General features: G+C 37.8%; 26 protein-coding genes. 23 read left to right on the forward strand and 3 right to left on the reverse strand.

What is annotated here, in order from left to right:
* The first annotated feature begins 69 nt into the window (after positions 1-69).
* Together NYE73_RS10605 and NYE73_RS10610 are read left to right on the forward strand one after the other, a co-directional pair.
* Positions 70-285 (forward strand): hypothetical protein, encoded by a 216-nt coding sequence (locus NYE73_RS10605; protein ID WP_054548789.1) that lies wholly within the window; start codon positions 70-72, stop codon positions 283-285.
* Between the two features lie 136 nt (positions 286-421).
* Positions 422-1,201, forward strand: coding sequence for a class I SAM-dependent methyltransferase (locus tag NYE73_RS10610; protein ID WP_259948993.1), 780 nt, complete (start codon positions 422-424; stop codon positions 1,199-1,201).
* A 209-nt stretch (positions 1,202-1,410) separates the two neighbouring features.
* On the opposite strand, the gene NYE73_RS10615 is transcribed toward NYE73_RS10610, so the two are convergent.
* A complete protein-coding gene (locus NYE73_RS10615) occupies positions 1,411-1,806 on the reverse strand; it encodes a hypothetical protein (RefSeq protein WP_048390581.1) in 396 nt (131 codons plus the stop codon).
* Positions 1,807-1,998: 192 nt separating this feature from the next.
* Here NYE73_RS10615 and nagZ point away from each other — a divergent pair, with 192 nt between their 5' ends.
* From nagZ to NYE73_RS10650, 7 genes are all read left to right on the forward strand, one after another.
* Positions 1,999-3,687 (forward strand): beta-N-acetylhexosaminidase, encoded by a 1,689-nt coding sequence (gene nagZ, locus NYE73_RS10620; protein ID WP_259948996.1) that lies wholly within the window; start codon positions 1,999-2,001, stop codon positions 3,685-3,687.
* A gap of 66 nt (positions 3,688-3,753) precedes the next feature.
* Complete coding sequence (locus NYE73_RS10625) at positions 3,754-5,190, forward strand: helix-turn-helix domain-containing protein (protein ID WP_259948997.1); 1,437 nt, start codon at positions 3,754-3,756, stop codon at positions 5,188-5,190.
* A gap of 203 nt (positions 5,191-5,393) precedes the next feature.
* Positions 5,394-6,101 carry a purine-nucleoside phosphorylase gene (deoD, locus tag NYE73_RS10630; RefSeq protein WP_054548784.1) on the forward strand — a complete coding sequence of 236 codons (708 nt, stop codon included), beginning with the start codon at positions 5,394-5,396 and terminating at the stop codon, positions 6,099-6,101.
* Between the two features lie 62 nt (positions 6,102-6,163).
* Positions 6,164-7,345 (forward strand): NupC/NupG family nucleoside CNT transporter, encoded by a 1,182-nt coding sequence (locus tag NYE73_RS10635; RefSeq protein ID WP_259948999.1) that lies wholly within the window; start codon positions 6,164-6,166, stop codon positions 7,343-7,345.
* Positions 7,346-7,515: 170 nt separating this feature from the next.
* Complete coding sequence (locus NYE73_RS10640) at positions 7,516-7,944, forward strand: hypothetical protein (RefSeq protein ID WP_259949000.1); 429 nt, start codon at positions 7,516-7,518, stop codon at positions 7,942-7,944.
* 166 nt (positions 7,945-8,110) lie between these two features.
* Positions 8,111-9,049, forward strand: coding sequence for an oxygen-dependent tRNA uridine(34) hydroxylase TrhO (gene trhO, locus NYE73_RS10645; RefSeq protein ID WP_115674027.1), 939 nt, complete (start codon positions 8,111-8,113; stop codon positions 9,047-9,049).
* A 286-nt stretch (positions 9,050-9,335) separates the two neighbouring features.
* Positions 9,336-10,229, forward strand: a complete 894-nt coding sequence (locus NYE73_RS10650; RefSeq protein ID WP_221683129.1) for an SDR family oxidoreductase — start codon at positions 9,336-9,338, stop codon at positions 10,227-10,229.
* 165 nt (positions 10,230-10,394) lie between these two features.
* Here the strand turns inward: NYE73_RS10650 and NYE73_RS10655 are convergent, their stop codons facing one another.
* On the reverse strand, positions 10,395-10,886 hold the full coding sequence (locus NYE73_RS10655) for a DinB family protein (protein ID WP_259949005.1): 492 nt from the start codon (positions 10,884-10,886) through the stop codon (positions 10,395-10,397).
* 227 nt (positions 10,887-11,113) lie between these two features.
* Between NYE73_RS10655 and NYE73_RS10660 the strand changes: the two genes are divergently transcribed.
* From NYE73_RS10660 to NYE73_RS10720, 13 genes are all read left to right on the forward strand, one after another.
* Positions 11,114-11,320: a helix-turn-helix transcriptional regulator gene (locus tag NYE73_RS10660; protein ID WP_009371016.1), complete on the forward strand. Its 207-nt coding sequence runs from the start codon at positions 11,114-11,116 to the stop codon at positions 11,318-11,320.
* Complete coding sequence (locus NYE73_RS10665) at positions 11,320-11,811, forward strand: hypothetical protein (RefSeq protein ID WP_259949184.1); 492 nt, start codon at positions 11,320-11,322, stop codon at positions 11,809-11,811. Before NYE73_RS10660 ends, NYE73_RS10665 begins: the two co-directional genes overlap by 1 nt.
* A gap of 177 nt (positions 11,812-11,988) precedes the next feature.
* Positions 11,989-12,582 carry a VanZ family protein gene (locus NYE73_RS10670; protein WP_054548779.1) on the forward strand — a complete coding sequence of 198 codons (594 nt, stop codon included), beginning with the start codon at positions 11,989-11,991 and terminating at the stop codon, positions 12,580-12,582.
* Positions 12,583-12,737: 155 nt separating this feature from the next.
* On the forward strand, positions 12,738-13,049 hold the full coding sequence (locus NYE73_RS10675; protein WP_054548778.1) for a hypothetical protein: 312 nt from the start codon (positions 12,738-12,740) through the stop codon (positions 13,047-13,049).
* Positions 13,050-14,191: 1,142 nt separating this feature from the next.
* Positions 14,192-14,422, forward strand: coding sequence for a hypothetical protein (locus NYE73_RS10680; protein WP_259949007.1), 231 nt, complete (start codon positions 14,192-14,194; stop codon positions 14,420-14,422).
* 90 nt (positions 14,423-14,512) lie between these two features.
* Positions 14,513-15,019: a GNAT family N-acetyltransferase gene (locus tag NYE73_RS10685; RefSeq protein ID WP_081010929.1), complete on the forward strand. Its 507-nt coding sequence runs from the start codon at positions 14,513-14,515 to the stop codon at positions 15,017-15,019.
* A gap of 106 nt (positions 15,020-15,125) precedes the next feature.
* Complete coding sequence (locus NYE73_RS10690; protein WP_131519913.1) at positions 15,126-15,629, forward strand: hypothetical protein; 504 nt, start codon at positions 15,126-15,128, stop codon at positions 15,627-15,629.
* A 243-nt stretch (positions 15,630-15,872) separates the two neighbouring features.
* A complete protein-coding gene (locus tag NYE73_RS10695; protein WP_016994968.1) occupies positions 15,873-16,370 on the forward strand; it encodes an RNA polymerase sigma factor in 498 nt (165 codons plus the stop codon).
* The gene (locus NYE73_RS10700) at positions 16,357-17,472 is read left to right on the forward strand and encodes a hypothetical protein (protein WP_054548775.1); all 1,116 of its coding nucleotides are present in this window, start codon (positions 16,357-16,359) and stop codon (positions 17,470-17,472) included. Before NYE73_RS10695 ends, NYE73_RS10700 begins: the two co-directional genes overlap by 14 nt.
* Positions 17,473-17,685: 213 nt before the next feature.
* Positions 17,686-18,510, forward strand: coding sequence for a copper amine oxidase N-terminal domain-containing protein (locus tag NYE73_RS10705; protein WP_131520022.1), 825 nt, complete (start codon positions 17,686-17,688; stop codon positions 18,508-18,510).
* A 544-nt stretch (positions 18,511-19,054) separates the two neighbouring features.
* Positions 19,055-20,155, forward strand: coding sequence for an alpha/beta hydrolase (locus NYE73_RS10710; protein ID WP_131519915.1), 1,101 nt, complete (start codon positions 19,055-19,057; stop codon positions 20,153-20,155).
* Between the two features lie 160 nt (positions 20,156-20,315).
* The gene (gene topB / locus NYE73_RS10715) at positions 20,316-22,445 is read left to right on the forward strand and encodes a type IA DNA topoisomerase (RefSeq protein ID WP_259949014.1); all 2,130 of its coding nucleotides are present in this window, start codon (positions 20,316-20,318) and stop codon (positions 22,443-22,445) included.
* A 107-nt stretch (positions 22,446-22,552) separates the two neighbouring features.
* Complete coding sequence (locus NYE73_RS10720; protein ID WP_259949017.1) at positions 22,553-23,398, forward strand: nucleotidyltransferase; 846 nt, start codon at positions 22,553-22,555, stop codon at positions 23,396-23,398.
* A gap of 80 nt (positions 23,399-23,478) precedes the next feature.
* Here the strand turns inward: NYE73_RS10720 and NYE73_RS10725 are convergent, their stop codons facing one another.
* Positions 23,479-24,090, reverse strand: a complete 612-nt coding sequence (locus tag NYE73_RS10725) for a TetR/AcrR family transcriptional regulator (RefSeq protein WP_009371039.1) — start codon at positions 24,088-24,090, stop codon at positions 23,479-23,481.
* Between the two features lie 202 nt (positions 24,091-24,292).
* On the opposite strand from NYE73_RS10725, the gene NYE73_RS10730 reads away from it, so the two are divergent.
* Positions 24,293-25,045: a glucose 1-dehydrogenase gene (locus NYE73_RS10730; protein WP_004228793.1), complete on the forward strand. Its 753-nt coding sequence runs from the start codon at positions 24,293-24,295 to the stop codon at positions 25,043-25,045.
* Positions 25,046-25,465: the final 420 nt, after the last annotated feature.

The raw sequence follows: 25,465 nt of genomic DNA on the forward strand, positions 1-25,465 counted from the left end.
TTATAGTTCTTATATGAACAACAATTCATAAGTTCGTGTAAAAAAGTAACAGATGAGGGGCTGGGTGTTATGGAGCAATATAGCACAGCTTATTTTCAAAAGCTAGATTTACTGTCAAGCTTATACGCTGGACAGGCTGCTTTAAAGGATTCCCTTCCAACAGAGAAGGTCAAGCGGATGGAGCGCTATCAACAAATTGAAGCGGCGATTACAAAACTAAATAACGAAATTAGAATAATTGAACGGACCATATTAAAGTCCTCCCATCCTACTAGAAATAGTTAATGGTAGCTCAACCCATGCATATCCCAGCATGGGTTTTTCGTTTGATAAGGTAAGCTTATGTATTTTTATAATAATTATAGATTTTTCTTATGGGTGATCTACTAGTACAATAAAACAAAAGGGGAGGGTGAAGAGAATGGGGATTGATTTTCATAGTCAGCAACATCGTACGTCTTATACAACTAGACAGGCAGATAGCTCATGGAAGGCAGCGTTAGCGAAACATATTCCTTTTCATAGTATGGGAAAGGCAGTAGATATCGGCTGTGGCGGAGGGATTTATGCCAAGGCACTTGTCGATATGGGGGTGGCATCTGTAACAGGTGTAGACTTTTCACTAGCCATGCTAGACGGAGCGAAAGAAAATTGTCGAGCATATCCGCAAATCACATTTGTGCAAGGAAATGCTTTCAATACAGGGCTTGCAGGGGATACTTTTGATATCGTGCTTGAACGAGCCTTAATTCATCATATACAAGATGTCAAAGCATGCTTTCAAGAGGCATTTCGGCTTTTACAGCAAGACGGTTATTTTATCGTACAGGATCGCACCCCAGAGGATTGCTTACTTCCAGGGGATGCTCATCATATAAGGGGCTATTTCTTTGAAAGTTTTCCTTCGCTTATTCAAAAGGAAGTAGAGCGCAGACACACTAGTCAGTTGGTGACAGAAAGCTTACAAGAAGTAGGCTTTCAAGAAATTAGTGAACTCAAACTATGGGAGACGAGACAGGTCTATGCTAATAAGGAGCAATTATTGGCTGATTTACAAGGTAGAGTGGGGCGTAGTCTATTACATGAGTTAAATGACATCCAATTATCGTCCCTTCTTGAGCATATAAGGAATGCAATTACCACTGAAGGTTCCATCATTGAAAAGGATCGATGGACGATTTGGATCGCCAAGAAAAAATAATAACCACCTTCTGGAGAGGATCAACCCTCTCCATTTTTATTCGATTCCAGCATCAAAATCTTACTCCGCTTTCTCAGAGCTATCCGTCAATTCACAGGATCTATCCCCCACTTTTAACTTTCTATCCATCACTTTAGGGTTGCTATCCACTACTTTGCACATTTTATCCGCTTTCCTAGAGAAAACCCTTATAGCATCACTATAAGGGATTATTTAGCAAGTGCTAGCAAAAATTCATCGCGGTCTGCTTCTTCCTGCATTTTACTATCGACAAGCATTGCACCTGATTGAACACTTGTGATGTCGTTGTCTACCAGAAACTGTACATTGACCTTGGCTACTTCATTGTTCACCGTGCAATCACCCTCAAACTCTACAACATCCTGTCCCTTTTGTGTTTCAAAATAGACCCAATATGGATTTTCACAGGCAGAGGCAAAGGCACTCTCCAAAGTTTTTGCGCTATTTTCATAGGAATAGTTTTTTACGTATGTAATATATTCATTGTCTGTAATATCCTTTTGTGGACCATAGAAGTACCAAAATACCGCTAAGATACCGATTGGCACAATCCACAGTATATTTCTTTTACTTAATTTCCCCATGTGTTATATCCCCCTTTATGTGAATATTTTAACATCTTCTTTTGCATTTTTGCTAGCTTACGATAATATTTTCTATTGAAGGCTGCGATTCTGTTCACAGCGTGAGCTTTGAATTCAGGTGGCAGTTATGATAACGTTAGTTGATAGATTTGTTTCGATGTCGCCAAATGGCTTGGTGAAGGAGGTTTTTACATGCATAAAAGAAGACGTGGTGTGCTGCTAGTTCTTGTGCTGATGTTAATGGGTCTAGCCTTTTTTATCGGCATGAAAGTGAGGCCAGTCACACTACCGACTAGAAATCCTGAGACAACGCCCGTTCAAGAGGATGCGTCCGAACAGGAAGGTGGTTCAGACAATATAGAGGTCCTCATACAGGATATTGCTCAATTCGCGCGAGAAGGAAAAGTACCTGATGTGCCATTTGCAGCAGGAGATACAGAACAACAAGCGGTTCGTGAGCAATGGGGAGAACCGCAGCAGGTCACGGAATCCGCCAATGGACAATATGAGGATTATGAGGATGTGACGATTGGTTATCGAGGTTCACAGGCCTTCGATATCCGTTCATCGAAAGAGAATATCAAAAGCATTCGTTTAGCAGATATTAAAAATAAGTTGGGTGAACCTGATGAAGTTCGTTACTATCAGGATCCTTCAACCGATCAAATTATTCTTGTCTACCAAGTAAATGCCAGCTATCAATTAAAGTGGATTTTACCGAAACCGATTGACAGTGATGCCAATCCTACTGTTCATCATATTTCGGTCTATACGGAACTGAAGCCACAAGCGCCAGATACGGTGGAACAAATGACATTGGACGAGAAAATCGGTCAAATGATGTTTGCAGGTGTTTCAGGTACGACGCTTCAGCAGGAGACAATAAGCCTTATTCAAAAGGCTAAAGTAGGTGGTTTAATTCTTTATGGCAATAATCTTGAAACACCCCAGCAAACGGTCACATTGATGAATGACTTAATGGCTGCCAATTCGAATAATCAGCTACCACTTTTCCTTGGCACCGACCAAGAGGGTGGAAAAGTAGTCAGATTACCAGGCGCTTTAAAAAATTTCCCAACGAACCGAAAAATTGGGGACATTAACCAATCCAAGTTTTCATTTGAAGTAGGCCAATTATTAGGGGAGCAATTAAAGGCATTTGGCTTCAATCTGGACTTTGCGCCTGTATTAGATGTCAATAGCAATCCGAATAATCCAATTATCGGGGATCGTTCGTTTTCCAATGATCCAGCTATTGTCAGCAAATTGGGCATTCAAACAATGAAGGGTCTGGAGTCGGAGCAGGTTATTCCTGTCGTGAAGCATTTCCCTGGGCATGGTGACACATCTGTGGACTCCCACTTAGAATTGCCAAAGGTGACAAAAAGCTTGAACGATTTGAATCAGCTAGAGCTTGTCCCATTTAAAGAGGCCATTAACAATGGTGCAGATGTCGTCATGGTCGCACATATTTTATTGCCAAAAATTGATCCACAGTATCCTTCCTCCATGTCGAAGGAAATTATCACGGGTATGCTAAGAAAGCAGCTGGGCTTTGACGGTGTTGTGATGACTGATGATATGACGATGAAAGCCATCACGAATCATTATGCGATCGGGCAAGCAGCTGTCGATTCAATCAAGGCTGGTAGTGATATTATTTTAATCGCTCATGAATATGCCAATATTACGGCAGCGATAGAAGCGGTGAAGGTAGCCGTCAGCAATGGGGAAATAACAGAGGAACGCATCAATGAAAGTGTCCAAAGAATCCTAAAACTAAAAGAAAAATATCAGCTTGTCAATCAGCCCGTGCCAGCAGTTGATATCAACAAGCTTAATACGGACATCGAAAAAGTTTTGAATACGTATATGAAATAAACGCAAAAAGGGACATACAGCTACCAGTGTATGTTCCTTTTTGTGAATGATGGATAGGGTGAGAACGTGGATAAGGAATTCAAATTAGCTAGTCAATTATTACTGTTACTAGATTCTGAACAAAGATGGTTTACTTTAGGGGAGGTTGAAAAAAGCTTACATATTTCAGATAAGACCATACGGAAGCTCGTAGAAGAGATCAATCGGCAATTACCAGCAACAATGACGATTGACGTATCTAGAGGAAAGGGAATTTTTCTACAACGAGATGGGCGAAGTACAACCGTTAGTGAAGTGCTTTCGAGCATGTTCAGGCAAACCATCTTCTATCGCTTCATGCACTTATTGTTTATCAATGGGCAACCTTATTCGATGGAGGAGCTAGCAGAGGCGATGTTTATGAGCACTTCCTCGTTGAAGAAGCTGATTACGCAACTAAATAATCATGATTTGAAGCCGTATAAGCTACGCATTACATACTCGATGCCCGCCGTAAAGGGAAATGAATTGAATATCCGCTATTTTTATTGGAAATTATATGGTGATGCCTATGAGTATACAGGATGGCCATTTACCAATAGTGACTTTGATTTTATCAATCAATGCATCACGCAAATAGAGCATGAGCAAAGCATTGTTTATTTTATTAACTCCAAAAGGAAATTATCCTTTTTAGTGGCGATTGTCTTGGAAAGAGTACGAAAGGGGAACTATGTCAAAATTACGGAGGATGATTACGCTTGGGAAAGAGGAATGTTCTATTTGCCAGTAAAAGACTTTGCACAGGCACTGGAAGAAAAATTTTCGATTGAATTACCAAAGCGTGAATTGTTTTTTATGCAATCTCTATTTAGTCTAAGCCAATATCATTATTATGAAGGATCAGACATGACGCTAATGAAGGAAATCGAATTATATAAAAATAAAGAAATTGATCAAATGGCGCAGCAGTTGTTCACCTTATTGGCAAAGGCTTACCCTAATCTACATATGAATGAGCGGTTTAGCTTGGAGGTATATGAGTTTTTAGACAAGCTTTTAATCGATAATGCGATCCCTGAATGGCTGATGATTTCAAAAAGTAATTTAACAAACTATGTTCAAATTGAATGTCAGCAAATTTACCAAGATATGCAGATCTGTATGCAAACATGGAAAAAAGCGTACCCTTCTATCCTGTATAATGACTTTCATTTAACCAAGCTTACCTTGCTTGTTCGTTCAGGGCTACGTTATAAAAGTAAACGAGCCTTCTTGGTTATTGGAGAGGAATTTTCAATCCGCCATTATATCGCCAATTTAATCAAGAATGAAATTGGGGACCAGCTGATTATTAATACCTCTATTATGAAGGGATTAACGGATGAGATGGTACAGCAGCATCACATTGATTTTGTCATAAGTAATTTTCCCGTTGCCTTGACGACAGTGCCGGTTGTTATTATATCTACGATTCCTACCAAAAGGGACTTAGATAATATTCGTCAAGAATTACTTCGGTAATTTGGTCAATTATTTCCCGTACACAACGTAACAATCTGGTCTAGTTTGTCAGGTTTATTAAACCTTATACTCATAGTAGTTTCTGAACAGATTTCTTGTAAAAGAAGTAGTTTCGGAAATGGCTGTGGGTATTTTTTATTGGTAAATGAAAACGGTTACCTAATTGGATTGGAGATAAATGACAAGTTTTTGGAGGAATGAAAATGAGTAGACATTTAGGAGCAAAAAAGGGAGAAATAGCTGAGCGTGTCTTGCTGCCTGGAGACCCTTTACGTGCAAGATTTGTAGCAGAGCATTTTTTAGAGAATGTCTATTGCTATAACGAAGTAAGAGGAATGTATGGGTATACAGGAACGTTCAAAGGTGTACCGATTTCCGTGCAGGGGACGGGCATGGGGAATCCATCGATGAGTATATACGGTACTGAATTGGTCAACGATTATGGCGTGAAAAAATTGATTCGTATTGGCACATGTGGCGCGATGCAAAAGGACATTCAAATCCGCGATATCATTCTAGCCCAAGCAGTGTCTTCAGACAGCAATTTGACGGAGAAAATTTTCTACGGCAATAATTACGCACCAATTGCGGATTTTTCCTTATTAATGAAAGCGTTTCAACGAGCGCAAGGGAAAAAAGGCAATGTGTTTGTTGGCAATATTTATAATTCAGATGAATTTTATCGTGAAACATTAGACAGGCTTCATAAGTTTATGGAATTCGGTGTTTTAGGGGTAGAAATGGAAAGCACCGCCCTCTATACGTTAGCCGCAAAATATGGGGTAAAGGCATTGTCTATTTTGACGGTAGGTAGTCAACTATTAACAAATGAAAGCTTAACGCACGAGGAAAGTGAAAAATCCTTTTTTGATATGGTGGACATTGCTCTTCATACAATCATCGATGCGTAAGGGATTGCATGGGATGGGAAGAAAAAGCATTTGAAAACATTGTTCGTTACGGAGGGGACAACATGCATTATATTATTTCGGTAGTAGGTCTACTACTCGTGCTATTTTTAGCATGGCTTGCAAGTAATAATAAGAAAAATATTAAATATCGCCCAATCATTGTGATGATTGTTATCCAGCTTGTTTTAGGGTTTCTATTACTGAAAACAGGTATTGGGGAATTTTTAATTAAAGGGTTTGCTGATAGCTTTGCAAAACTACTTGAATATGCCAATGAGGGCACAAATTTTGTATTTGGTGGGATGGCGAATGAGGGTGCACATACATTTTTCCTCTATGTTTTAATGCCAATCGTATTTATGTCAGCCATCATCGGCATATTGCAACATTATAAAATTCTACCGTTTATGATTAAATATATAGGTTTCGTATTAAGTAAAATCAATGGCATGGGAAAACTAGAATCCTATAATGCGGTTGCAGCGGCAATCGTAGGGCAAAATGAAGTATTCATTTCAGTGAAAAATCAAATCGGCTTTTTACCAAAGCATCGGCTTTATACCTTATGTGCTTCTGCGATGTCAACGGTATCGATGTCCATTGTGGGCTCCTATATGACGATGCTAGAGCCAAAGTATGTAGTGGCAGCTCTGATATTAAACTTGTTTGGTGGTTTTATCGTGGCCTCAATCATTAACCCGTATGAAGTACAAGCGGAGGAAGATATAATCGAAGTGCAAGAAGGTGAAAAGCAAACGTTTTTTGAAATGCTAGGCGAATACATTATGGACGGTTTTAAGGTAGCCATCATCGTTGGGGTTATGTTAGTAGGCTTTGTTGGGTTAATTGCCCTCATTAATGGTGTGTTTAATGGCATTTTCGGTATCACATTCCAAGGTTTCCTAGGCTATGTCTTTGCCCCAATTGCGTTTGTCATGGGTGTACCTTGGCATGAAGCTGTGAATGCAGGGAGTATCATGGCGACAAAGCTTGTGGCAAATGAATTCGTTGCCATGCTGGACTTCGTTAAAATCCAAGATAGCTTCAGTGAGCGTACAGCAGCGATTGTCTCTGTATTCCTCATATCCTTTGCTAACTTCGGCTCAATTGGTACCATTGTAGGTGCTGTAAAAGGGTTAAATGAAAAGCAAGGCAATGTAGTGGCACGCTTTGGATTAAAATTGCTATACGGTGCCTCACTTGTAAGTGTTCTATCAGCCATCATTATTGGGATTGTGTTTTAAAGAGAAGAAATGAGAGGTGCATATTTTAGGCGTATCAATCCCTAAAATATGTTTTTTTTTTGATCTTTTGTCAGGTGAGAAACATTGTAACTTTCTTCCATGATTTTCGTTGGATCTATTAAGAGGTTGAATTGTACCAGCAGTAAAAATTTATAAGGGGAAGGATAAGAATGAAAACTTTCTATCATTGTTTAATCATGTGGATACCTTTTATAGTGCTGTTTGCCTTAGCTGGATTTGGCTTAGAAGTTTTAGAAGGAAGAAAAATCAGGACATCAGAATATATGACGGGATTTCGTGATTTAGGCGTTGGTTATATGTTCTTAATGGGCTCTTTTGCTTTTATTCTCTATCCGTTTTCGTTTTTACCGTTAACATTTATTGTGAGTCGTTTTATGAAAAATTGGCTGTTCAAAGTGGTTACCTTCACTTTATTTGGTGGGGCAATAGGGGCTTTTTCTTTCGTAATCATTTATGATTCGCGATTTATAGAAGAATATAATTTAAGTATTATCATTTCGATGCTTATTTTTGGTATTGCGAGTTTACTCTATGCTTTAGTAGAAAATGCGGTGAAGAAAAATATAAAATTTGTTTAACGAATGAATGTGTCTTTTTTCATCTAGCGGCATATGGAAAAATTATTTCTACTCATTTCAGTCTAATTACCGATAGCATATTAACGGATTATCCTTTATGGTTAATAGGTCGTAAAAGACACTATCAGGAATATCCTGCAAATATTGAAATGATAGGTGGAAAACAATGAATTATCGAGTTTTATTATATTACCATTACACGAAGATTGAAGACCCAGAGACGTTTTCAGCAACGCACTTAGAAATGTGTAAAGAAATCGGTTTAAAAGGTCGTATTTTAGTAGCCAATGAGGGCATTAACGGGACTGTTTCGGGGACGATTGAGCAAACAGAGCAATATATGGCAAACATGCAAGCAGACCCATTATTCGAAGGCATTGTCTTTAAAATTGATGCGGCAGAAGGACATGCATTCAAAAAAATGCACGTTCGCCCACGTCCTGAGTTAGTCAACTTAGGCTTAGAAGAAGACGTCAACCCACATGAATTAACAGGTCGCTACCTGTCACCAGAACAATTCCTTGCTGAAATGCAAGATGAAAATACAGTAGTATTAGATGTGCGTAATACGTATGAATACGATGTCGGCCATTTTCGTGGCGCGATTCGACCAGAGGTGAAAAATTTCCGTGATACACCAGAATGGGTCCGTGCAAACCGTGAGCTATTCGAAGGGAAAAATGTTTTAACATATTGCACGGGTGGTATTCGTTGTGAGAAGTTTTCGGGTTGGATGAAACGTGAAGGCTTTGGCGATGTCGGTCAATTACATGGTGGTGTAGCAACATATGGAAAAGATCCTGTGGCGAAAGGTCAATTATGGGATGGTCAAATGTACGTTTTCGATGAGCGTTTAACGGTGCCAATCAATCAAGTAGAGCATGTGATTGTCGGTCGTGATCACTATGACGGTGAACCTTGTGAACGATACATTAACTGTGCAAATCCTGAATGTAACAAGCAAATTATCGCATCTGAAGAAAATGAAGCAAAGCATTTAGGTGGCTGTACAATCGAATGTACAAAGCATGCGCGCAATCGCTACATCGTGCGTCACAATTTAACAGAAGAGCAAGTAGCTCAAGCAATTGAGGCGTTAATTTAAACAAACAAAGCGTTATTAAATATCTTTCATCACCTACTTTATAGAGGTTCTTAAAACACTCAATGTAAGTGTTCAAACTATCCATTTTAACATTGGACTAGTCTGCTCGCTTATATAGGGTGTTTTTTCTTTTGTAAGGAAAATGTAAATGACTCCATCATTGGTGGAAGGGCGGAAGAATCTGATGCTGTTTAAAGTAAATGTTCAGAGGGTATTCAACAAAATGTAACAGTGTAAGCACACAAAGTGTTTGTCACTAATTAATTAAAATAGGAGATGATAGCTGATGGGAAACCCACATCTAACCGATCCACGTAAAAAATTTCATACCGAAAAATTCCCAAATCAGGAACAGAACACGCCAGCGCTACAGCATGGAATGATCCCCAAACCTGACTGCGGAGAAGAATCATATAAAGGATACAATCGTCTAGAAGGGCGCAATGCCCTAATTACAGGAGGCGATTCTGGGATTGGCCGTGCTGCCGCCATTGCCTATGCACGTGAAGGAGCCAATGTAGCTATCCAATTCTTCCCTGGTGAAGAGGAAGATGCCAACGTCGTTAAAGAATTAATTGAAAAAGCAGGAAGAAAAGCATTACTGCTACCGTATGACTTGCGAGAAGATAACGCGGCCACAGAGATTGTTACAAAAACCGTAGAAGCCTTTGGCGGATTGGACATTCTTGTATTAAATGCTGCGCAACAGATCGCACAGCCATCCCTAAGTGACTTAACAATTAAACAAGTGCAAGACACTTTCAAAGTAAACATCATCAGCATGTTCGAGACCGTAAAAGCTGCTGAAGAACATTTGGAGCCAGGAAGTGCAATTATCACCACCACATCGGTTCAATCTTTCGATCCATCCTCATCTTTAATGGATTATGCCGCGACAAAAGGTGCAATAAGCAACTTTATGGTATCCCTATCCTCGTACTTTGCTTCTAAAGGTGTCCGTGTCAATGGTGTTGCACCTGGCCCGATTTGGACGCCGCTTCAGCTAGATAACGGGAAATTAGAAGGAGAGATTCCTGAGTTTGGCCAAAATACGCCCCTCGGCCGTGCGGGACAGCCAGTAGAGCTTGCGCCAGTGTATGTTCTTCTTGCCTCGGATGAAGGAAGTTATATCACGGGTCAGATTTATGGAGTCACAGGTGGTAAGCCAATAGACTTGTAAACTTACTAAAACCACTCTCGACATTAGTGATGTTCTACTGATTATGGTAGATAAACAGCTTAAGATTGATAATGAAACGAATTAAATGCTATGCCCCCTATAGTTAGTAGTTTGTCTCTAACTTGAGGGGGCATCTGCTTTTCAATCACCAATTTGAATCATCGTTTATAAGTAGGAGCGCTTAGCAGGCCATGAACCTTGTAGTTTACGAAGTTGAACAATTTGTCCTGTATGGTAAGCGTCGTGCAAAAGGATATTTAGATATTGTTGCCAAACTGGAAGAGCGGGACTAGGTTGATCTAATGCCTCTTCTTGCAAGGATGCTAATGAAGATTGTAGGGCTTCATGTACGTGAAGTGTTCGATTCACTGTTTCTTGCCAAGCATCTTCATCATGAGCACCGCCTTGGACAAACGTTTCATCATTATTTTGTGGAGCAACAAATGTCTCATCTTTATGTAAGCGGGAAAGTAAGCGCTCTTTAAAGATTAATAAATGGTTTACATTTTCCCAAATCGTATTAGCAGCATTTCCTTTTGGTTGCCAACTAGCTTGTGCAGCAGTGAGATTCTTTAATGCTTCTGATAACGGTGGGTACCATTCCTCTTCGTAAAAAACCTGATTGACTCCATTTTGCAAGAGCTCTTTTTTACTCATTTGGATAACCTCCTTTTTGTAACAATCAAAACATTCCTTACTATTAATTTATCAAATTTTCCGAAAATAGTACATAGTAATAGAATTTTGTTGTTCTTTACTCGACATTGCCATTTCATCTAACTAAAAATCAAATTGTAAAGTTTGCTTGACATACGTAGTGATGTAAAGTAAACTTTACTTAACATTAAATGTATAGTTTGCTTTACATTTATAAAGGAGGCATTATGAAAAACAGAATTCGAGAATTACGAAAATTGAACAAGATTACGCAGGAAGAGTTGTCGAAACAAGTTGGCGTTTCACGGCAATCAATCATTGCTATTGAATCAGGCAAATTCAATCCATCCTTAGAGCTTGCCTACAACATATCCAAAGCGTTCAATAGCACAATTGAAGAAGTGTTTATATTTGAAGAGGAGGAGAATGAGTGATGGAGATTAATATCTGGGGTATGATTGGATTGTATGGGGGAGTGATTGGTGGACTCCTTGGATGGTGGTTCGGGCGACAGAAAGCTAGAAAAAACAGAGGTTTAGACGAGCTGTACTATCATATTTGGCAAAAGGCCAGATCCTATTCTTGGTATGTGACATTAGGAGCGCTGTATGTTTTCTTTACGTTACTCAATTTTGGGATTGAATTAAGCACTGCTATGGTTTTAGGTATCCTTTTATTAACACACGTAGCGAGTTGGGGAATCATCGGAATTATGATGACCATCAATATGTCCAGCGCAGCCCCGTTACAGCCCTCGCGTGTGAAGGTGGGCCTATTCGTCTTCATGACGTCCATTATTGTATTCACGATCATCTCGATCCTGACGACAAACTGGCTGTTTTTATTATTTAGCATTCCACCTAATTTAATTGCACTTTTTACTGCACTTATTCCGAAGCGAAAAGATTCCGAGGTAACCTACTAAACTTCATACGAATATCGTACCGTTTTTTCCCCTATAGATATGGTGGTCTATGGGGGTGTTTTTTATAATGACAATAAAAACAGCTAAATGAAAAAATGGTAGTGGAAGAACACTATTTGACTAACATTGTTAAAATAAGTAAAATGATAGTTGTTACAAAATTTGGGAGGTGTTTACTTGCATACAAACTATGTTCTATATAATATTGTTCCTTTCGGATTTTTAGTGTTGTTGGTCTATATTTTTATAGATGTATTTCTTGATTACTTTAGAAAAGAAATCAAGAGTAATCAAAGACGTGTTACTTTATACAGCTTTCTCTTCTATTTACTATGTTTACTTCAAATTAAAGTAGGGGGAATAACACTTTTACCTCTAAATCCAGCAGACAAGAGTAGACGTTTTATTACAGCTAATGATTGGTTTGGAATTTTTGATAGTATCCACTTCAATATGTATTTGTGGAGCTATTCATCTATAGTTTATCATTTTTTATTATTACTTCCTTTAGGGATATTTTTATGCGTTCTTTTCCATTTTAAAAATATAAATAAAGCCATTTTTCTAGTGATATTGTGTTGTTTAGGTACAGAGCTTTTACGTCTACTATTAGGGTCGTTTAGTTTAGTTCCTAGGAACATTAGTTCTATAGATGCTATCTACTTGTTATGTAATATACTTGGTGGAATAATTGGTATATTAATAGTGAAAATATTTACGCATATACAAATGAAGCGAAAAGATAAAGTTTATAATGGTAGTTTTAATTGAATAATAGTTTTCGGCAATTGGGCGCGTTTATTTATAAACGTGTCTTTTTCTTTTAAAGGTCGATATTGTTGAATAATACAGTTATTTGAAACCTTTCCTACAATTTACCGTTAAGTATTGTTAAACGGTAATACAAATAGAAAGAGGGATTCGTTATGATTGGTTGGCTTAATATTGGCAGTCTCTTACTAGGAATAATCGCTTGGATACTTCCGGTTATTTATCTAATGGGAAATAAAAAACATGAACATTCTAATTGGGGCATCCTTGCCGTTCTCAGCATCAGTGCCTGCGCTATTTCAATTAGTTTTCAGATGTTTTATAATTATCATTTAGTAAAAATTGAGGATTGGACGGCACTCATGGACACGACACGTGCAGTCGTGATAGCCACAGCAGTTCTTCTCATTTTTACATTGCTATTAAATGGCCTTACTTTTATTGTATATCAAAAGAACAAAAAGTAAGATATTCGTTGCCTGTTCGTATGATTGAAATATATTTTTGGTTTTCAGAGAGTGTAATGAAGAGAATGGTAATTTTTGGGACTTTTACAATCGGGCGCTTTATTTAGCGAAAATCTACTCTTTCTCGTGAGATGGCTAGAACAAAGGCTATGAAAAAAATAGTATCAATTATTTTTACGAACAGAAAGCTACCGGTTGATGAGAGGTGCATGTAAAACGAGTGAGAATTCATCTTGGAGCTATGTATCGAAAGGATTATTCTAAGTAGGCTACGCCGGTAAGCACCCGTAATCATGTTCGAGAGTATCGTCAAATGACCGTACTTCTTAAGGTAAGTAATGTGAATTGCTTATAAATAAGGTGGTAACACAAGTTGAATCGTCCTTTTGGTTAATCCAAAAGGGCGTTTTTTTTATTCCTTTTTTGAGCAAGTATTTGAAAATCTAAATGTATGAGGAGCAAGCATTATGAAAGATAATCATCAAGATTCACAACTAAAGCGGGAATTAAGTACGCGTCACATGCAATTAATTGCACTTGGCGGATCCATTGGGTCGGTTTATTTTATGACTCTAGTTCAACCACTCAAATGGCAGAGCAGGCAAAGTGAGGAATAGGCTCTAAAGTAGCGGTTAAAACATGAAAAGTAGCGGATACAACGTGAAAAGTGATGGATAGAGCAGGCAAAGTGAGGGATAGGTTCTAAAAAGGCGGTTAAAACATGAAAAGTAGCGGATACAACGTGAAAAGTGATGGATAGAGCAGGCAAAGTGAGGGATAGGCTCTGAAGTAGTGGTTAAAACATGAAAAGTAGCGGATACAAGGTGAAAAGTGATGGATAGAGTAGGCAAAGTGAGGGATAGGGCCATCTATTTTGCTCTTTTTCATTTAAGGGTCATATTGTTGAGTAAAGCAATACATCTTACATTTGCGTGTTTATCTTAACATTGGGTCCAATTGTTGAATAACATTCTTTTAAGTAAAGTTTCCAAACAAAGCTTCTGGCACTTTAAGTTTCAGCATTTTAATACATGATATACTTAAACGCACTTGAATTAACACAAGGTATATTGTTATCTTTGTAGAATCTAATTATTATAATAAATTGCGGTGAAATTCAATTCTATAAAGGGAGTGTAAAGGTGGACCTACTACTTTTGGTAACTATTGGTTTCATAATAATTGGATTTGTTGTGCTCGCTTCTATGAAAAAAGGTATGGAAAGTAAGGTCGCTTTTATAAAATTGAATATGGAAGAAGAGGGAAATTCATCAAAAGCAAGATCTGTAGTTTGGTGGATATGGAGTACCACTGCTTGGGGGATAGTAAGTCTGTTTCTTGTTGTTTGGTGTGTCCATCATTACTTTGGGTAACTTTTTGGCTTCAAATGGGTAAAAACAGGTACTGCACATTTCTAAATGAAATATTGTAGCAAAATATATTAAAAGCAAAGGGTGGGTATTTTGAAGATAATCGAGACGGAACGATTATACCTTAGAGCGTTAAAAATGGACGATCATCATGAATTATCAAAAGTGCTTTCCGACCCCGAATCTATGCAATATTACCCTCATCCCTTTAATCAAGAAGAGGTTAAAAATTGGATCAGATGGAATGAGAAAAATTATAAGCAATATAATCACGGACTATGGGCAGTTGTTTTAAAAGAAGGAGATCTATTTATCGGTGATTGTGGAATAACCATGCAGAACATTGACGGTGTATGGTTACCTGAAATCGGTTTTCACATTATTAAAGCGTATTGGAATAAGGGGTATGCGACAGAAGCGGCATCTGCTTGTAAGGAATATGCATGGAATGTTCTGGGCTATTCTGAAATATTTTCATACACGACCTTAAAAAATATCCCATCCCAAAAAGTTGCGGAAAAAATCGGGATGAAAAATTATAAGATTTTTGAGAAGAATGGTGAACAACAAATCGTTCAAGTTGCCTACAAAAGTTTATGAATAGTTAGTAACTCATTTTTTATTCCAGAAAAGGGCGCGTTAATATAGGAACGTGTCTTTTTCTTTTAAAGAATTGAATTGCATTCATTTTTCAAAGGGGGATTGAATGAAGAAATATATAAAAGGGTTAGTGCCTTGCATTTATTTGATGTTGTCGTTCTTTGTACTATCTGGCTGCAATGCTCAAAAAAGTGGTAATACTTATTATTTATTATTGATGGGTGAAAGTGAAAGCTGGAATCTAACTGGGTATGAAATTGTTATAACACCAGAAGACTTTAAAGCAGGATTTGGGACCTTAAAAATGAAAAACGTCAATACGTATATGACAGATTTCTTCCACTTTGAAACGCATGTGGTTATCGAGAGTGATGATTCAGTAGTTCATACTGATTCAGTTACTGGTGAGACGAATATAGCAGAATATACAACTGGTGCTATTGCAGGGCCATACATCAATAAAAATGGTGACTTTATTACACTGAAAGATATACATGAGATTTATGTGGTCGTTGAATGGTGGGATACTAGTAAGAACGAAAGTATAAAAGAAAGAGTAGATTTATTTAACAAATCGAAAAAAGAACAGTCCTTCTTGAACGAACTATAGGTAAAGTTGAATAATGATCTTCTGGGACGCTTATCTGAAATAATAGGAAAGCGTCTTTCTTCATGAAAAGGGCCATTATCAGTAAGCCCATCTAATACATAGGTACTGTTGCATCATCTAGAAGTGCATTGCATACTACTGCAATCTTGATAAAAAGGCTACTCTAAAATATTTCCAGGAGATTGAACAATTTTCTAGAAAACGAGCGTCTAAGTAGTAGGATTGAAACGAGGTGAGCTGTTGTTGGAACAAATCGTAGAACAATATGGTGAATATTTGTATCATCTTAGCTATTTATATATGAAGGATTTTCAGCTTGCAGAGGAGATTACACAGGACGTACTCATGAAGTACTTATTACATAAAGACGATTTTAGAAAAGATGCTTCATTGAAAACGTATTTAACCCGTATCGCTATTAATTGCTGTCACGATGAACTACGTAAACAAAAGAGAAAATCATTTATTTCAAAGCTTTTACCACTAGGTAGAACTGAACCCTCCGTAGAGCAAACATATATAGCAACTGAAGATTTTGCAACTTTAAAGCAAATTGTCTTTGCATTACCACTTCATTATAGGGAAGTCATTGTACTGTTTTATTATGAAGAATTTGATGTTTCTGAAATTGCTAGTTTATTAAACGTCTCACAAAACACCGTTCGTACAAGGATTCGTCGAGCGAGAGAATTGTTGAAAACAAATCCGGAACTGGAGGCAATATTTTATGAAGGAATTTAAAGACAAGCTAAAAGAAGAATTGCGACAAGATGCCCCATTTACAAACGACATCAAGCAACGTATATTGCAAAAGAAACCCATAAAAAGAAAGTTTAACTGGCAGGTTGTCACCGTATCTATTGCAGCTTGTTTCATTATTGGGTTAATGCTATTCGTTGAGTTTTCTCAAAAGAATAACCTACAAACCGCAAGTCAGCAAAATGAGCTACTACCGATTGTCGATGATGTTTCTTCGTTAGACATCATTCAACCTAAATATGCCCATCTACTTGGAAAACAATGGATGCTGCATTTTTTACCCATGATTATCGATAAGGAAGCCCCTATTACGTATGGAGATTATATTGCTTTTTATGGAACGGATGGGCTTGTCGTTTCAACTGTATTAGGATTAGGGAATGATCATGTAACAATGAAGCAAGGGCAAATTTTAGTAGAGGATACCCCATTAAAAGTACATGGATTAAATGAGCAAATAAAAAAAGAGGATATCAATGACCCATTGAAAAACCCTTATTTTTTTCATAACTTTGGAACAAGACCAGCGCCATTCAATGACAAATCGATTTCTGCGAAAGAAAAAGAAATGGTTGTTTATGATAGTGACGAAGGCCATACGATTATGAAAATTAGTGAGGGGCAATTAGTCGGTAAGGTCGTAGGCTTCCAAAATTTTGAGCTAACATTTGAATTGTCTGAACAGGAGCAGCAAGTTTTTGATGCCTTTAAAGCGGATTATAATATTGAAAAGTTAAAAAATATGACACCCCAAGCGATTACTAAAATGTTTTTATTGAGTGATATTGAAAAAGATTATGAAACATATGAAGCATTGTTTACAACAAATAAGAACGAAGAAACAGAAAGTGTTCGAAGATATTATGAGAAAACGAAAATCGTACGTCAGGAGTTGTTTACAAAGGAAATAAATCGCCTTATTATTGCAAACCTCTTTGCTGGGCTAGAACATGCGGAGTTTGAGCAACAAACAGATACAACAGGTGTTGTAAAATTTATTTCACTTGAAGGACCAACAGAGCTAGGTATGGAGAAAAATGCCCAAGGAATTTGGCAGCCAGCCTTTAGTAGGGGAATTTATTAGGTTTTTAGAAAGGACATCAACTCTAATTTTCATCAGTATCTTTATCTAACAATCGGACGCGTTTATTTCGAAACGCGTCTTCTTTTATAGGTCATGTAGATTGAATAAAGAGCAGGATAGTTTAACGATATAGGTGGATTTTTATGGTAAAATATTTTAGTGGAATGTATTTTTGGGGAGAATAGTGAGTTTTAAGAAAAGGAGTGTTCAATGTTGAAAAAAGTGTTCTCAGGAATTTTTCTTGGGTTGATTCTAATCATGACTTCGTCACCGGCATATGCAGCCGATTTTCAAATAAAAGTTGACGGTGTTACAATTGCATCTGATGTAAATCCAGAAGTTAAAAGTAATCGGACAATGGTTCCTTTACGTGTAATTAGTGAAAATTTAGGGGTAAATGTTGTATGGACGGATGCCCAAATCACCCTTACTAAAAACGATATACAGGTAACACTAAAACTTAATCGTAATCAAGTGGTGAAAAACGGTAAAACAGAAACGCTTGATGTAAAGCCATATATGAAGAATAATCGTACTTTTGTTCCGATGCGTTTTCTTGCCGAAACATTTGGCAGCAATATCACTTACAAAAACGGTACAGTAACGGTTGAGACACAGCCTCTCTTTATTGATGGTATAAAAGTAAAAGCATTGCAATACGAATATCATATGACATTAGGCGGAGTCGTACAGCAAATCAATGGGAATGGTTATAACGAAGCTATTTATAATACTTTTATAAAAAATAATGGAAGTAAAATCGAAGCACCTACTTATAATCCTTGGGATTCTCATCCCATTCCAGTAGGAGACTATGATAAAACTGCGCAATTTGATTTTTTAGACCAAGACTCTAACAGTATCAAACGGTTTGATATTTATTTTTCCACGGGGGACTTGGGCGGAGTTTTGGTGCATGATACTACTGCAAATCATTGGTATGTCTACAGTGATACCGCAAGACTGGGAATACTTCAATTAATTGATACAGCCTCGTTGAACGGCTTTGTGACGGTTATGAGTAATACAGTTCCATAAGGTGGATAATAGTATAAACGGGGTTCTATATGGTCACTAATTCACCAATTCCAATATTATCGACACAAAGTAGGATAAAAATCAAAAACTGCATCCATTTAGATGCAGTTTTATTTTTTTCTAATCAGTGTTTCACCAAGTGGGATTCCAACCACAACAACCAAAACAGTTAAAATTAACAGCGCTCTAAAAATAAAATATGCAGCTTCATCAAACATCGTATCCCTCCTTCTTTTTTACAATACCTACCTCATATTCCGAAAGAATTATTGTTGTGTTTTTATAGTTTACGTCATTACAAGGTACGTATGCAGTTTTTAAAAAATTTGTGGTCTTCAGAAATTTCTTTAGTAAGGAATGCGTCATGCTTCCTCTAAAGGGTCATTTTAATCCTTTAGAAAATGAAAGAATAAAAACTTTGTAATGATGCTATACAAGATCTTCAATCGTTATTTGCTAAAGAATGAGCTAAAGGTTAATAATCCTTTACCCGAGATAATAAATAGTAAACGATACATAAGTAAATTTAATGGAGGTTATGATGATGAGGGTAGTGAAGAAAATAGCCAAGATGGCAGGAATCCTTCTAGTTATACTGACTTTGTTTATGGGGGTTGGATACGCTATTCTTGTGATTAATCCGTTAGGAAATAAACCAGGCAAGCCAGTTGCGGATATTGAAGACAAGGTGGAGATATGGGGAGAAGAAGTGGCAGGTAATCATTCGGGAAGTAAACTTGACGATATGAATATTAAGGGCAATCCTAACAGACTTTTGGCGACATTCAAATTTTCCACTGGCATTGTGGGAGAAGACTATAAAGACAATGAAGCGGCCATTGATACCTTTACCTATGTCTATGAAATTGAAGGGGGCTATGAAAAATCAACCTATGAAGATGAGCCCTATCTGATTCCATATACGGTAGCGAACAGTTACAGTGCCGTCATTATTATGCCAGGTGGTGGTTATGGCTTTAAGGAAATGGATGGAGGAACAGCGGAAGGAAAGGAAGTAGCTGCATCATTAAATAAAGCAGGTATTAATGCATTCGTTCTCCACTATCGTTCCAATCCCTATGAGTGGCCTATTCCACAGCTAGATGTTCAGCGTGCCGTCCGATTTCTACGTTATCATGCCAATGATTATGGTCTCCATCCAGATCGAATTGGTTTAATAGGTTTTAGTGCTGGAGGCTATCAAACGGGTAGCTTTATTAACCTTATTCAGGGAGAAAATCTGTTTCCTGCTAGTTATCAGCCTGATGCCATTGATGCTGTTGATGATCAAGTAGCATCTGCTGCTATGATTTACCCTGCATTGACGTATCGCTATAATGTGCCCATGCTCTTTGCTTCTTTTAATGATGAAGATGTCAGAAATCCAGAAAAACGTGAAGAGCTCTTGCAGCAGACAGATTTATCTACGCATTTCAGAACAGCTCATATACCTCAGTTTATAGCTTATGGGACAAAGGATTTAGCAATCGGGGTAAAAGGTCCACAGGAGTATATCCAATCTGCACGAAACGCAGACGCGGATGTGACTGTGATAGTAGCAGAGGACCAGAATCATGGCTTTAAGCAGGAATACTATATGCGAGCGTATCTTGAATGGGTAAAGAAAATTTTTGCTTCTTTATAATTTGCTTAAGAGGTCAAAGATTTTAGTAAGTGCTATTTTATATGGTTTAAAGTAAAATAGTAGTAAGGTATTTCACCATCAACTCAACTAATCTGATTAGTTGAGTTTTATGTTTTTATAGAAAAGCTACTAAAATATTGTAAAGAAGATGTGATGATAAATGGGGAAAATTGCTATATTAGCAGAGAAACCATCTCAAGCAAGAGCATATGCAGACGCCTTTAAAGTGAAGCAAAAAGAGAAAACCTTTATTGAACTGGAACCTTGTGCTACTTTTCCTCATGGTGCAGTTATTACCTGGGCGGTTGGTCATCTTGTTGAATTAAAGGAGCCGAAAGAATATCAGAAGGAATGGGAGAAGTGGTCGCTTGCTTCATTACCGATCATTCCGCAAAAATTTGAAGATAAAGTGGTCTCTAAAATGTATCCACAATTCAATGCAGTCAAAAAAATCTTTAGTGATCCCCAAGTAACAATGATTTATAACTGCTGTGATAGTGAACGTGAGGGTTCAAATATCTTCTACTCCCTTTTGAAAATGACAAAAGTAAATAAGCCAGTTAAACGATTATGGATCAATTCATTAGAAGTGGAGGAAATCCGAAAAGGTTTTAATCATATGCAAGGTAATGAGCGTGATTTGCTTATGTACCAAGAAGCTAAAACGCGTCAAATTAGCGATTGGCTAGTGGGTATGAACTGTAGTCGCCTCTATACGCTACTGTTGCAGAAAAAGGGCTTCAAGGGCAGTATCTCCATCGGACGAGTACAATCGCCAACCGTCTATTTAATTTATAAAAGACAGCAGGAAATTGAACAGTTCAAGCCTGAAAAATTTTATGAAATCGAAGGGGTATTTAAAGCTCAACATGGTGTATATAAAGGGAAGGCGAAGCTAAAGACAAAAGAGCGGGCTGAGGCAGTGCAGTTATTGCAACAGCATGGGATTGAACCGAATGATACAGGTCTCATTACAAGTGTCACGAACAAAACGAAGCGGATGGCACCACCTAAACTACATGCGCTATCAACTTTACAAGCGGCTGCCAATAAACGTTGGAAATACAGTCCATCACATGTGTTGAAACTTACGCAATCACTTTATGAGAAAAAGCTCGTTTCTTACCCACGTACCGATTCACAGCTCATTACACATAATGAGTTTGCTTATTTAAATGAATCATTAGGAAACTATCAGCAGCTCGTGGGAAAAGCATTTCAACCAATCAATAGAGGGAAGAACAAGCGCTATGTCGACAGTGTCAATGTTGGGGAGCACTATGCGATAATTCCAACGAAAAAAATACCGACCGCCAAAGCGTTGCAATCCATGAATGCTGATGAACGAAATATTTATTTTGAAATCCTCAATACGACACTCGCTATGTTTCATCAGGATTATGAATACGATGAAAAAACGATTATCACGAATGTCAAAAATGTAGAGTTTAAAACAGTAGGGAAAACAGAGCTTGTCAAAGGCTGGAAAGAATTATTTTCAAATGAGACAGAGGTGCAGGCGCGTGAGGAGTCTTTACCTGTTGTCTTCCAAGATGAGCTGGTACAAAGTAAGATTGCTATACTAGAAGGCACGACAACACCTCCGAAGCCCTATACAGAAGGTCAACTCATTACGATGATGAAAACCTGTGGTAAATCGGTTGAGGATGAAGAGGAAATCGAGGTGCTGAAATCGATTGAAGGGATTGGGACGGAAGCAACTCGAAGTGGCATTATCGAGACGATTAAGAAGCATGGATTTATTGAAGTACGAAAAAATATCGTGAGCATTACACCGAAAGGACAGCTTTTATGTCAGGCAATTGAAGGAACATTACTGTCAAGTCCTTCCATGACGGCCAAATGGGAAATTTACTTACATAAAATTGGCCATGGGGAAGGCTCTGCCAAGCATTTTATTGAGAGCATAGGCAAGTTTATTCATCAATTAATAGCAGAGGTGCCTAAACAGTTAGAGTCACTGACAATTGAAGCAGAGCAGTTTAAACCAGCTGTGGTCAAAGATATTGCCATGTGCCCAGCATGCAAGGAAGGGAAAATAGGCTTGCGTAAAAGCTTTTACGGATGTTCGAATTATAAAAATGGTTGTAAGCAAACGTTCCCACAAAGGCTATTAGGAAAAAAACTAACGGAAAAAAACATCCATGATTTATGTAAGAGTGGGAAAACTGCTATGATGAAGGGCTTTAAATCAAAGAATGGCAAACAATTTAATGCAGCCCTACGTTTGGTAGAAGGAAAAATTGAATTTGAATTTAAAGAAAAGTAAATGCTGATAGTTTCAAAGGACTTCCAACATGAAAGTAGGATAGTGTGTTTGTATTGGACATGCTATCCTATTTTTAAGTAAATCAGTCACCTAAAAGGAGAGATGTAATGACGACTATAAAAGAAATTGGCAGCTTATGTCTGACAGATAGTGATGGATACATTATTAATCAAGCAGATTGGAATAAAATCAACCCTATTTTTCTTGCTGTCATCAACGATGTGGTTCATACCTATCGCACCCTTCTCCAAGATGACTTACATAGCATTTATATAAGGGGATCGATTCCAAAGGGTATAGGTATTGAAGGAGTAGCTAACTTAGACACCATAGCGGTTACGAAGCATAAGCCTAAAAAACAGCAGGTAAAGCGGATAAAAGAAGTAGAGCAAGCGTTAACTCAAAACCATGATTGTGTAGATGGGATTGAGCTAAGTGTATTCGGCAAAGAAGATGTTTTAAATACGACATCTTTTTCAATCATTAGTTTCATCCTCCAAACCCATAGTATATGTGTCTTTGGAGAGGATTTAATACCTCGATTATCAAGATATAAAGCGAACGAGGCTTTAGCGAATGACCACCTTATTCATTTGCAGGGGCAAATAAAAAATGCCTGTGATGATCTTCAAGATAATTCGGATAGAGAGGATATTAAAGATTGTTGTAAGTGGATTATGAAAATTATAGTAAGAGCAGGACTTGCACTTGTCATAATGAAGGAAAACACCTATACAAGGGATTTATACCCCGTCTACAAACGGTTCTCAGAATATTTCCCTTACAAGGAAAGCGACATGAGAAGGGCACTTGAATATGCAATAACACCCATAATCGATACGAACGTTTTGTTATTATTTTTAAATGAATTTGGAACGTGGATGGTCAGTGAAGCGGAGAAATGGTTACAATTCTATAACCCTACTAGAGAATTAAACATGAAAATCGTATAACTTTCGAGACAAATAGAGAAAGGTAATCACATTTGCGTTGTGATTACCTTTTGTTGTTAATTGAAATTTGGTGTTCTGCTTTATCTTTCAAAAGGGTTGTCAATATAAGGGCCTTTAATGGTAATACGCATTAACTGGGTCGCCATAAATTTGGGGGTATAGGGCATATCATTTTCTAACCACCAGACGATTACTTCAAGAAAGGCGGCTGCATAAAAACGGACGGCCATTTCGCGCGGCACGGTCAGCTTTTGGTCGTCAGGCTCCATCATTTGAATGCCGCTCGAGACAAAATTGATAATAATGTCTTTAAGACCATCGGAGAAATAAGGGATATTTTTTTCTGTGAGATAGACCTTGTATAGCTTACTATTCAGCGCTATTTGTTCAAATAAATGCATAAATGTCTCATGTGGCTGGTCATAATTTGGTAATAAATCAAAATCCTTCTTCTCTTCGAAGGGTGGATGGATACTACTTACAAGCTCATGCAAGGCTTCTTCTGAGCTTTGATAGAGAAGGTCTAATTTATCACGGTAATGTAAATAAAAAGTGGCACGGTTTAATGTAGCTCGTTGTGTAATATCTTGTACCGTGATCTTTTCATAGCCTTGTTCATCAATTAATGCCACTAGTGCATCTCTTAATAATTGGCGCGTTCTGATGACGCGAGGGTCCATTTTTTTCGACATTTTGAAGCTCCTTGTATTAAATTTTCTATTTAAACAACAGTCCGATTGCAAGTGTTGTGAAAGCATCATTATGGGCTTTGGTGTTGTTTGCCCTTTTTCAATTGCGCGTTATAATTATATTAACGACACCGTGTCGATAATACAACTAGTTGTTAACGTGTTCACGAATTGTTCATTTATATAGAAGAAAGGGAGTTTTATGATGGGTCGTTTAAATGGGAAAGTAGCAATTATTACAGGAGCAGCAATGGGAATGGGCGCTTCTGAGGCAAAACTATTTGCACAAGAAGGCGCAAAGGTCATTGCAACAGATGTACAAATCGAGCCCTTGAATAATTTAGTAAAAGAAATTAAAGAAAATGGTGGGGACATTATTGGTCTTCAACATAATGTTACTTCTGAGGATGAGTGGAAAGCAGTGATTGCCGAGGCTGTAAAGGCATATGGCAAAGTGGATATCCTCGTCAACAATGCGGGCGTTTCATCACCTAAAACAATTGCCAACATGGAAATGGCTGAATGGAATAAAATTATGGATATTAACCTGAATGGTTGTATCATTGGCATGAAATATGTGATTCCTGAAATGCAAAAAGCTGGCGGTGGTTCAATTATCAATATTTCTTCGATCGGTGGAATCGTGGGAATGGCTGGTACAAGCCCTTATACAGCAGCAAAAGGAGCGCTTCGTGTGCTTTCTAAATCGGCTGCGATTGAATATGGTAAAGATAAAATTCGTGTGAATTCTGTTCATCCAGGCATTATTGTAACACCAATGACAGCGCCTACGATGGAAGAGGGCGGTGCATTGCCATACTATCAAGCTTACACGCAATTACCATACTTCGGTGAACCTGAAGATGTAGCTTATGGCGTAGTGTTCTTAGCGTCAGACGAATCCCGCTTTATGACAGGCGCAGAGCTCGTAATCGATGGCGGCTGGACAGCCATTTAATCCAATAGCAAAATCAAAACTAGGCATCACTCGACGTGAGCCTAGTTTTTTATATCCACAGTCACTCCATAAAGGCCTCAGGAACGAGCGAAAAACCTCATAAATAAAAGAAAAAGCCTTGCTGAAGGAATCAACGATACATACAAAAATAGCACAGACATAGTGGATATTTGTGCATATCATAAATGGAGTAAGCGTTTTCTTCATTTATATAGAAGAAAGTCAAAATCGAAAATTTCACGATTATGTCAACGTCACGAAAAAAAATTCACAAAAACCTTAACTATTTCATGTGAAATCCGTATAATAAATCAAACAGTACGAAAATTGTCCATATTTCTCGAAAAATTGCGTGAATTTTTTAAATTGTATTGACGTAGGAAACGATAATTTGTACACTGTGTACAGTCAATTGTTTTG

It is taken from the genome of Lysinibacillus sp. FSL K6-0102 (genome assembly GCF_038003545.1).
Taxonomy (GTDB): Bacteria; Bacillota; Bacilli; order Bacillales_A; family Planococcaceae; genus Lysinibacillus; species Lysinibacillus capsici.

Bases quoted from the DNA above. Each gene is read 5' to 3' on its own strand.
- NYE73_RS10605 (WP_054548789.1), top strand. From the start codon at position 70: ATGGAGCAATATAGCACAGCTTATTTTCAAAAGCTAGATTTACTGTCA.
- NYE73_RS10610 (WP_259948993.1), top strand. From the start codon at position 422: ATGGGGATTGATTTTCATAGTCAGCAACATCGTACGTCTTATACAACT.
- NYE73_RS10615 (WP_048390581.1), bottom strand. From the start codon at position 1,806: ATGGGGAAATTAAGTAAAAGAAATATACTGTGGATTGTGCCAATCGGT.
- nagZ (WP_259948996.1), top strand. From the start codon at position 1,999: ATGCATAAAAGAAGACGTGGTGTGCTGCTAGTTCTTGTGCTGATGTTA.
- deoD (WP_054548784.1), top strand. From the start codon at position 5,394: ATGAGTAGACATTTAGGAGCAAAAAAGGGAGAAATAGCTGAGCGTGTC.
- NYE73_RS10635 (WP_259948999.1), top strand. From the start codon at position 6,164: ATGCATTATATTATTTCGGTAGTAGGTCTACTACTCGTGCTATTTTTA.
- NYE73_RS10640 (WP_259949000.1), top strand. From the start codon at position 7,516: ATGAAAACTTTCTATCATTGTTTAATCATGTGGATACCTTTTATAGTG.
- trhO (WP_115674027.1), top strand. From the start codon at position 8,111: ATGAATTATCGAGTTTTATTATATTACCATTACACGAAGATTGAAGAC.
- NYE73_RS10650 (WP_221683129.1), top strand. From the start codon at position 9,336: ATGGGAAACCCACATCTAACCGATCCACGTAAAAAATTTCATACCGAA.
- NYE73_RS10655 (WP_259949005.1), bottom strand. From the start codon at position 10,886: ATGAGTAAAAAAGAGCTCTTGCAAAATGGAGTCAATCAGGTTTTTTAC.
- NYE73_RS10660 (WP_009371016.1), top strand. From the start codon at position 11,114: ATGAAAAACAGAATTCGAGAATTACGAAAATTGAACAAGATTACGCAG.
- NYE73_RS10665 (WP_259949184.1), top strand. From the start codon at position 11,320: ATGGAGATTAATATCTGGGGTATGATTGGATTGTATGGGGGAGTGATT.
- NYE73_RS10675 (WP_054548778.1), top strand. From the start codon at position 12,738: ATGATTGGTTGGCTTAATATTGGCAGTCTCTTACTAGGAATAATCGCT.
- NYE73_RS10690 (WP_131519913.1), top strand. From the start codon at position 15,126: ATGAAGAAATATATAAAAGGGTTAGTGCCTTGCATTTATTTGATGTTG.
- NYE73_RS10700 (WP_054548775.1), top strand. From the start codon at position 16,357: ATGAAGGAATTTAAAGACAAGCTAAAAGAAGAATTGCGACAAGATGCC.
- NYE73_RS10710 (WP_131519915.1), top strand. From the start codon at position 19,055: ATGAGGGTAGTGAAGAAAATAGCCAAGATGGCAGGAATCCTTCTAGTT.
- topB (WP_259949014.1), top strand. From the start codon at position 20,316: ATGGGGAAAATTGCTATATTAGCAGAGAAACCATCTCAAGCAAGAGCA.
- NYE73_RS10720 (WP_259949017.1), top strand. From the start codon at position 22,553: ATGACGACTATAAAAGAAATTGGCAGCTTATGTCTGACAGATAGTGAT.
- NYE73_RS10725 (WP_009371039.1), bottom strand. From the start codon at position 24,090: ATGTCGAAAAAAATGGACCCTCGCGTCATCAGAACGCGCCAATTATTA.
- NYE73_RS10730 (WP_004228793.1), top strand. From the start codon at position 24,293: ATGGGTCGTTTAAATGGGAAAGTAGCAATTATTACAGGAGCAGCAATG.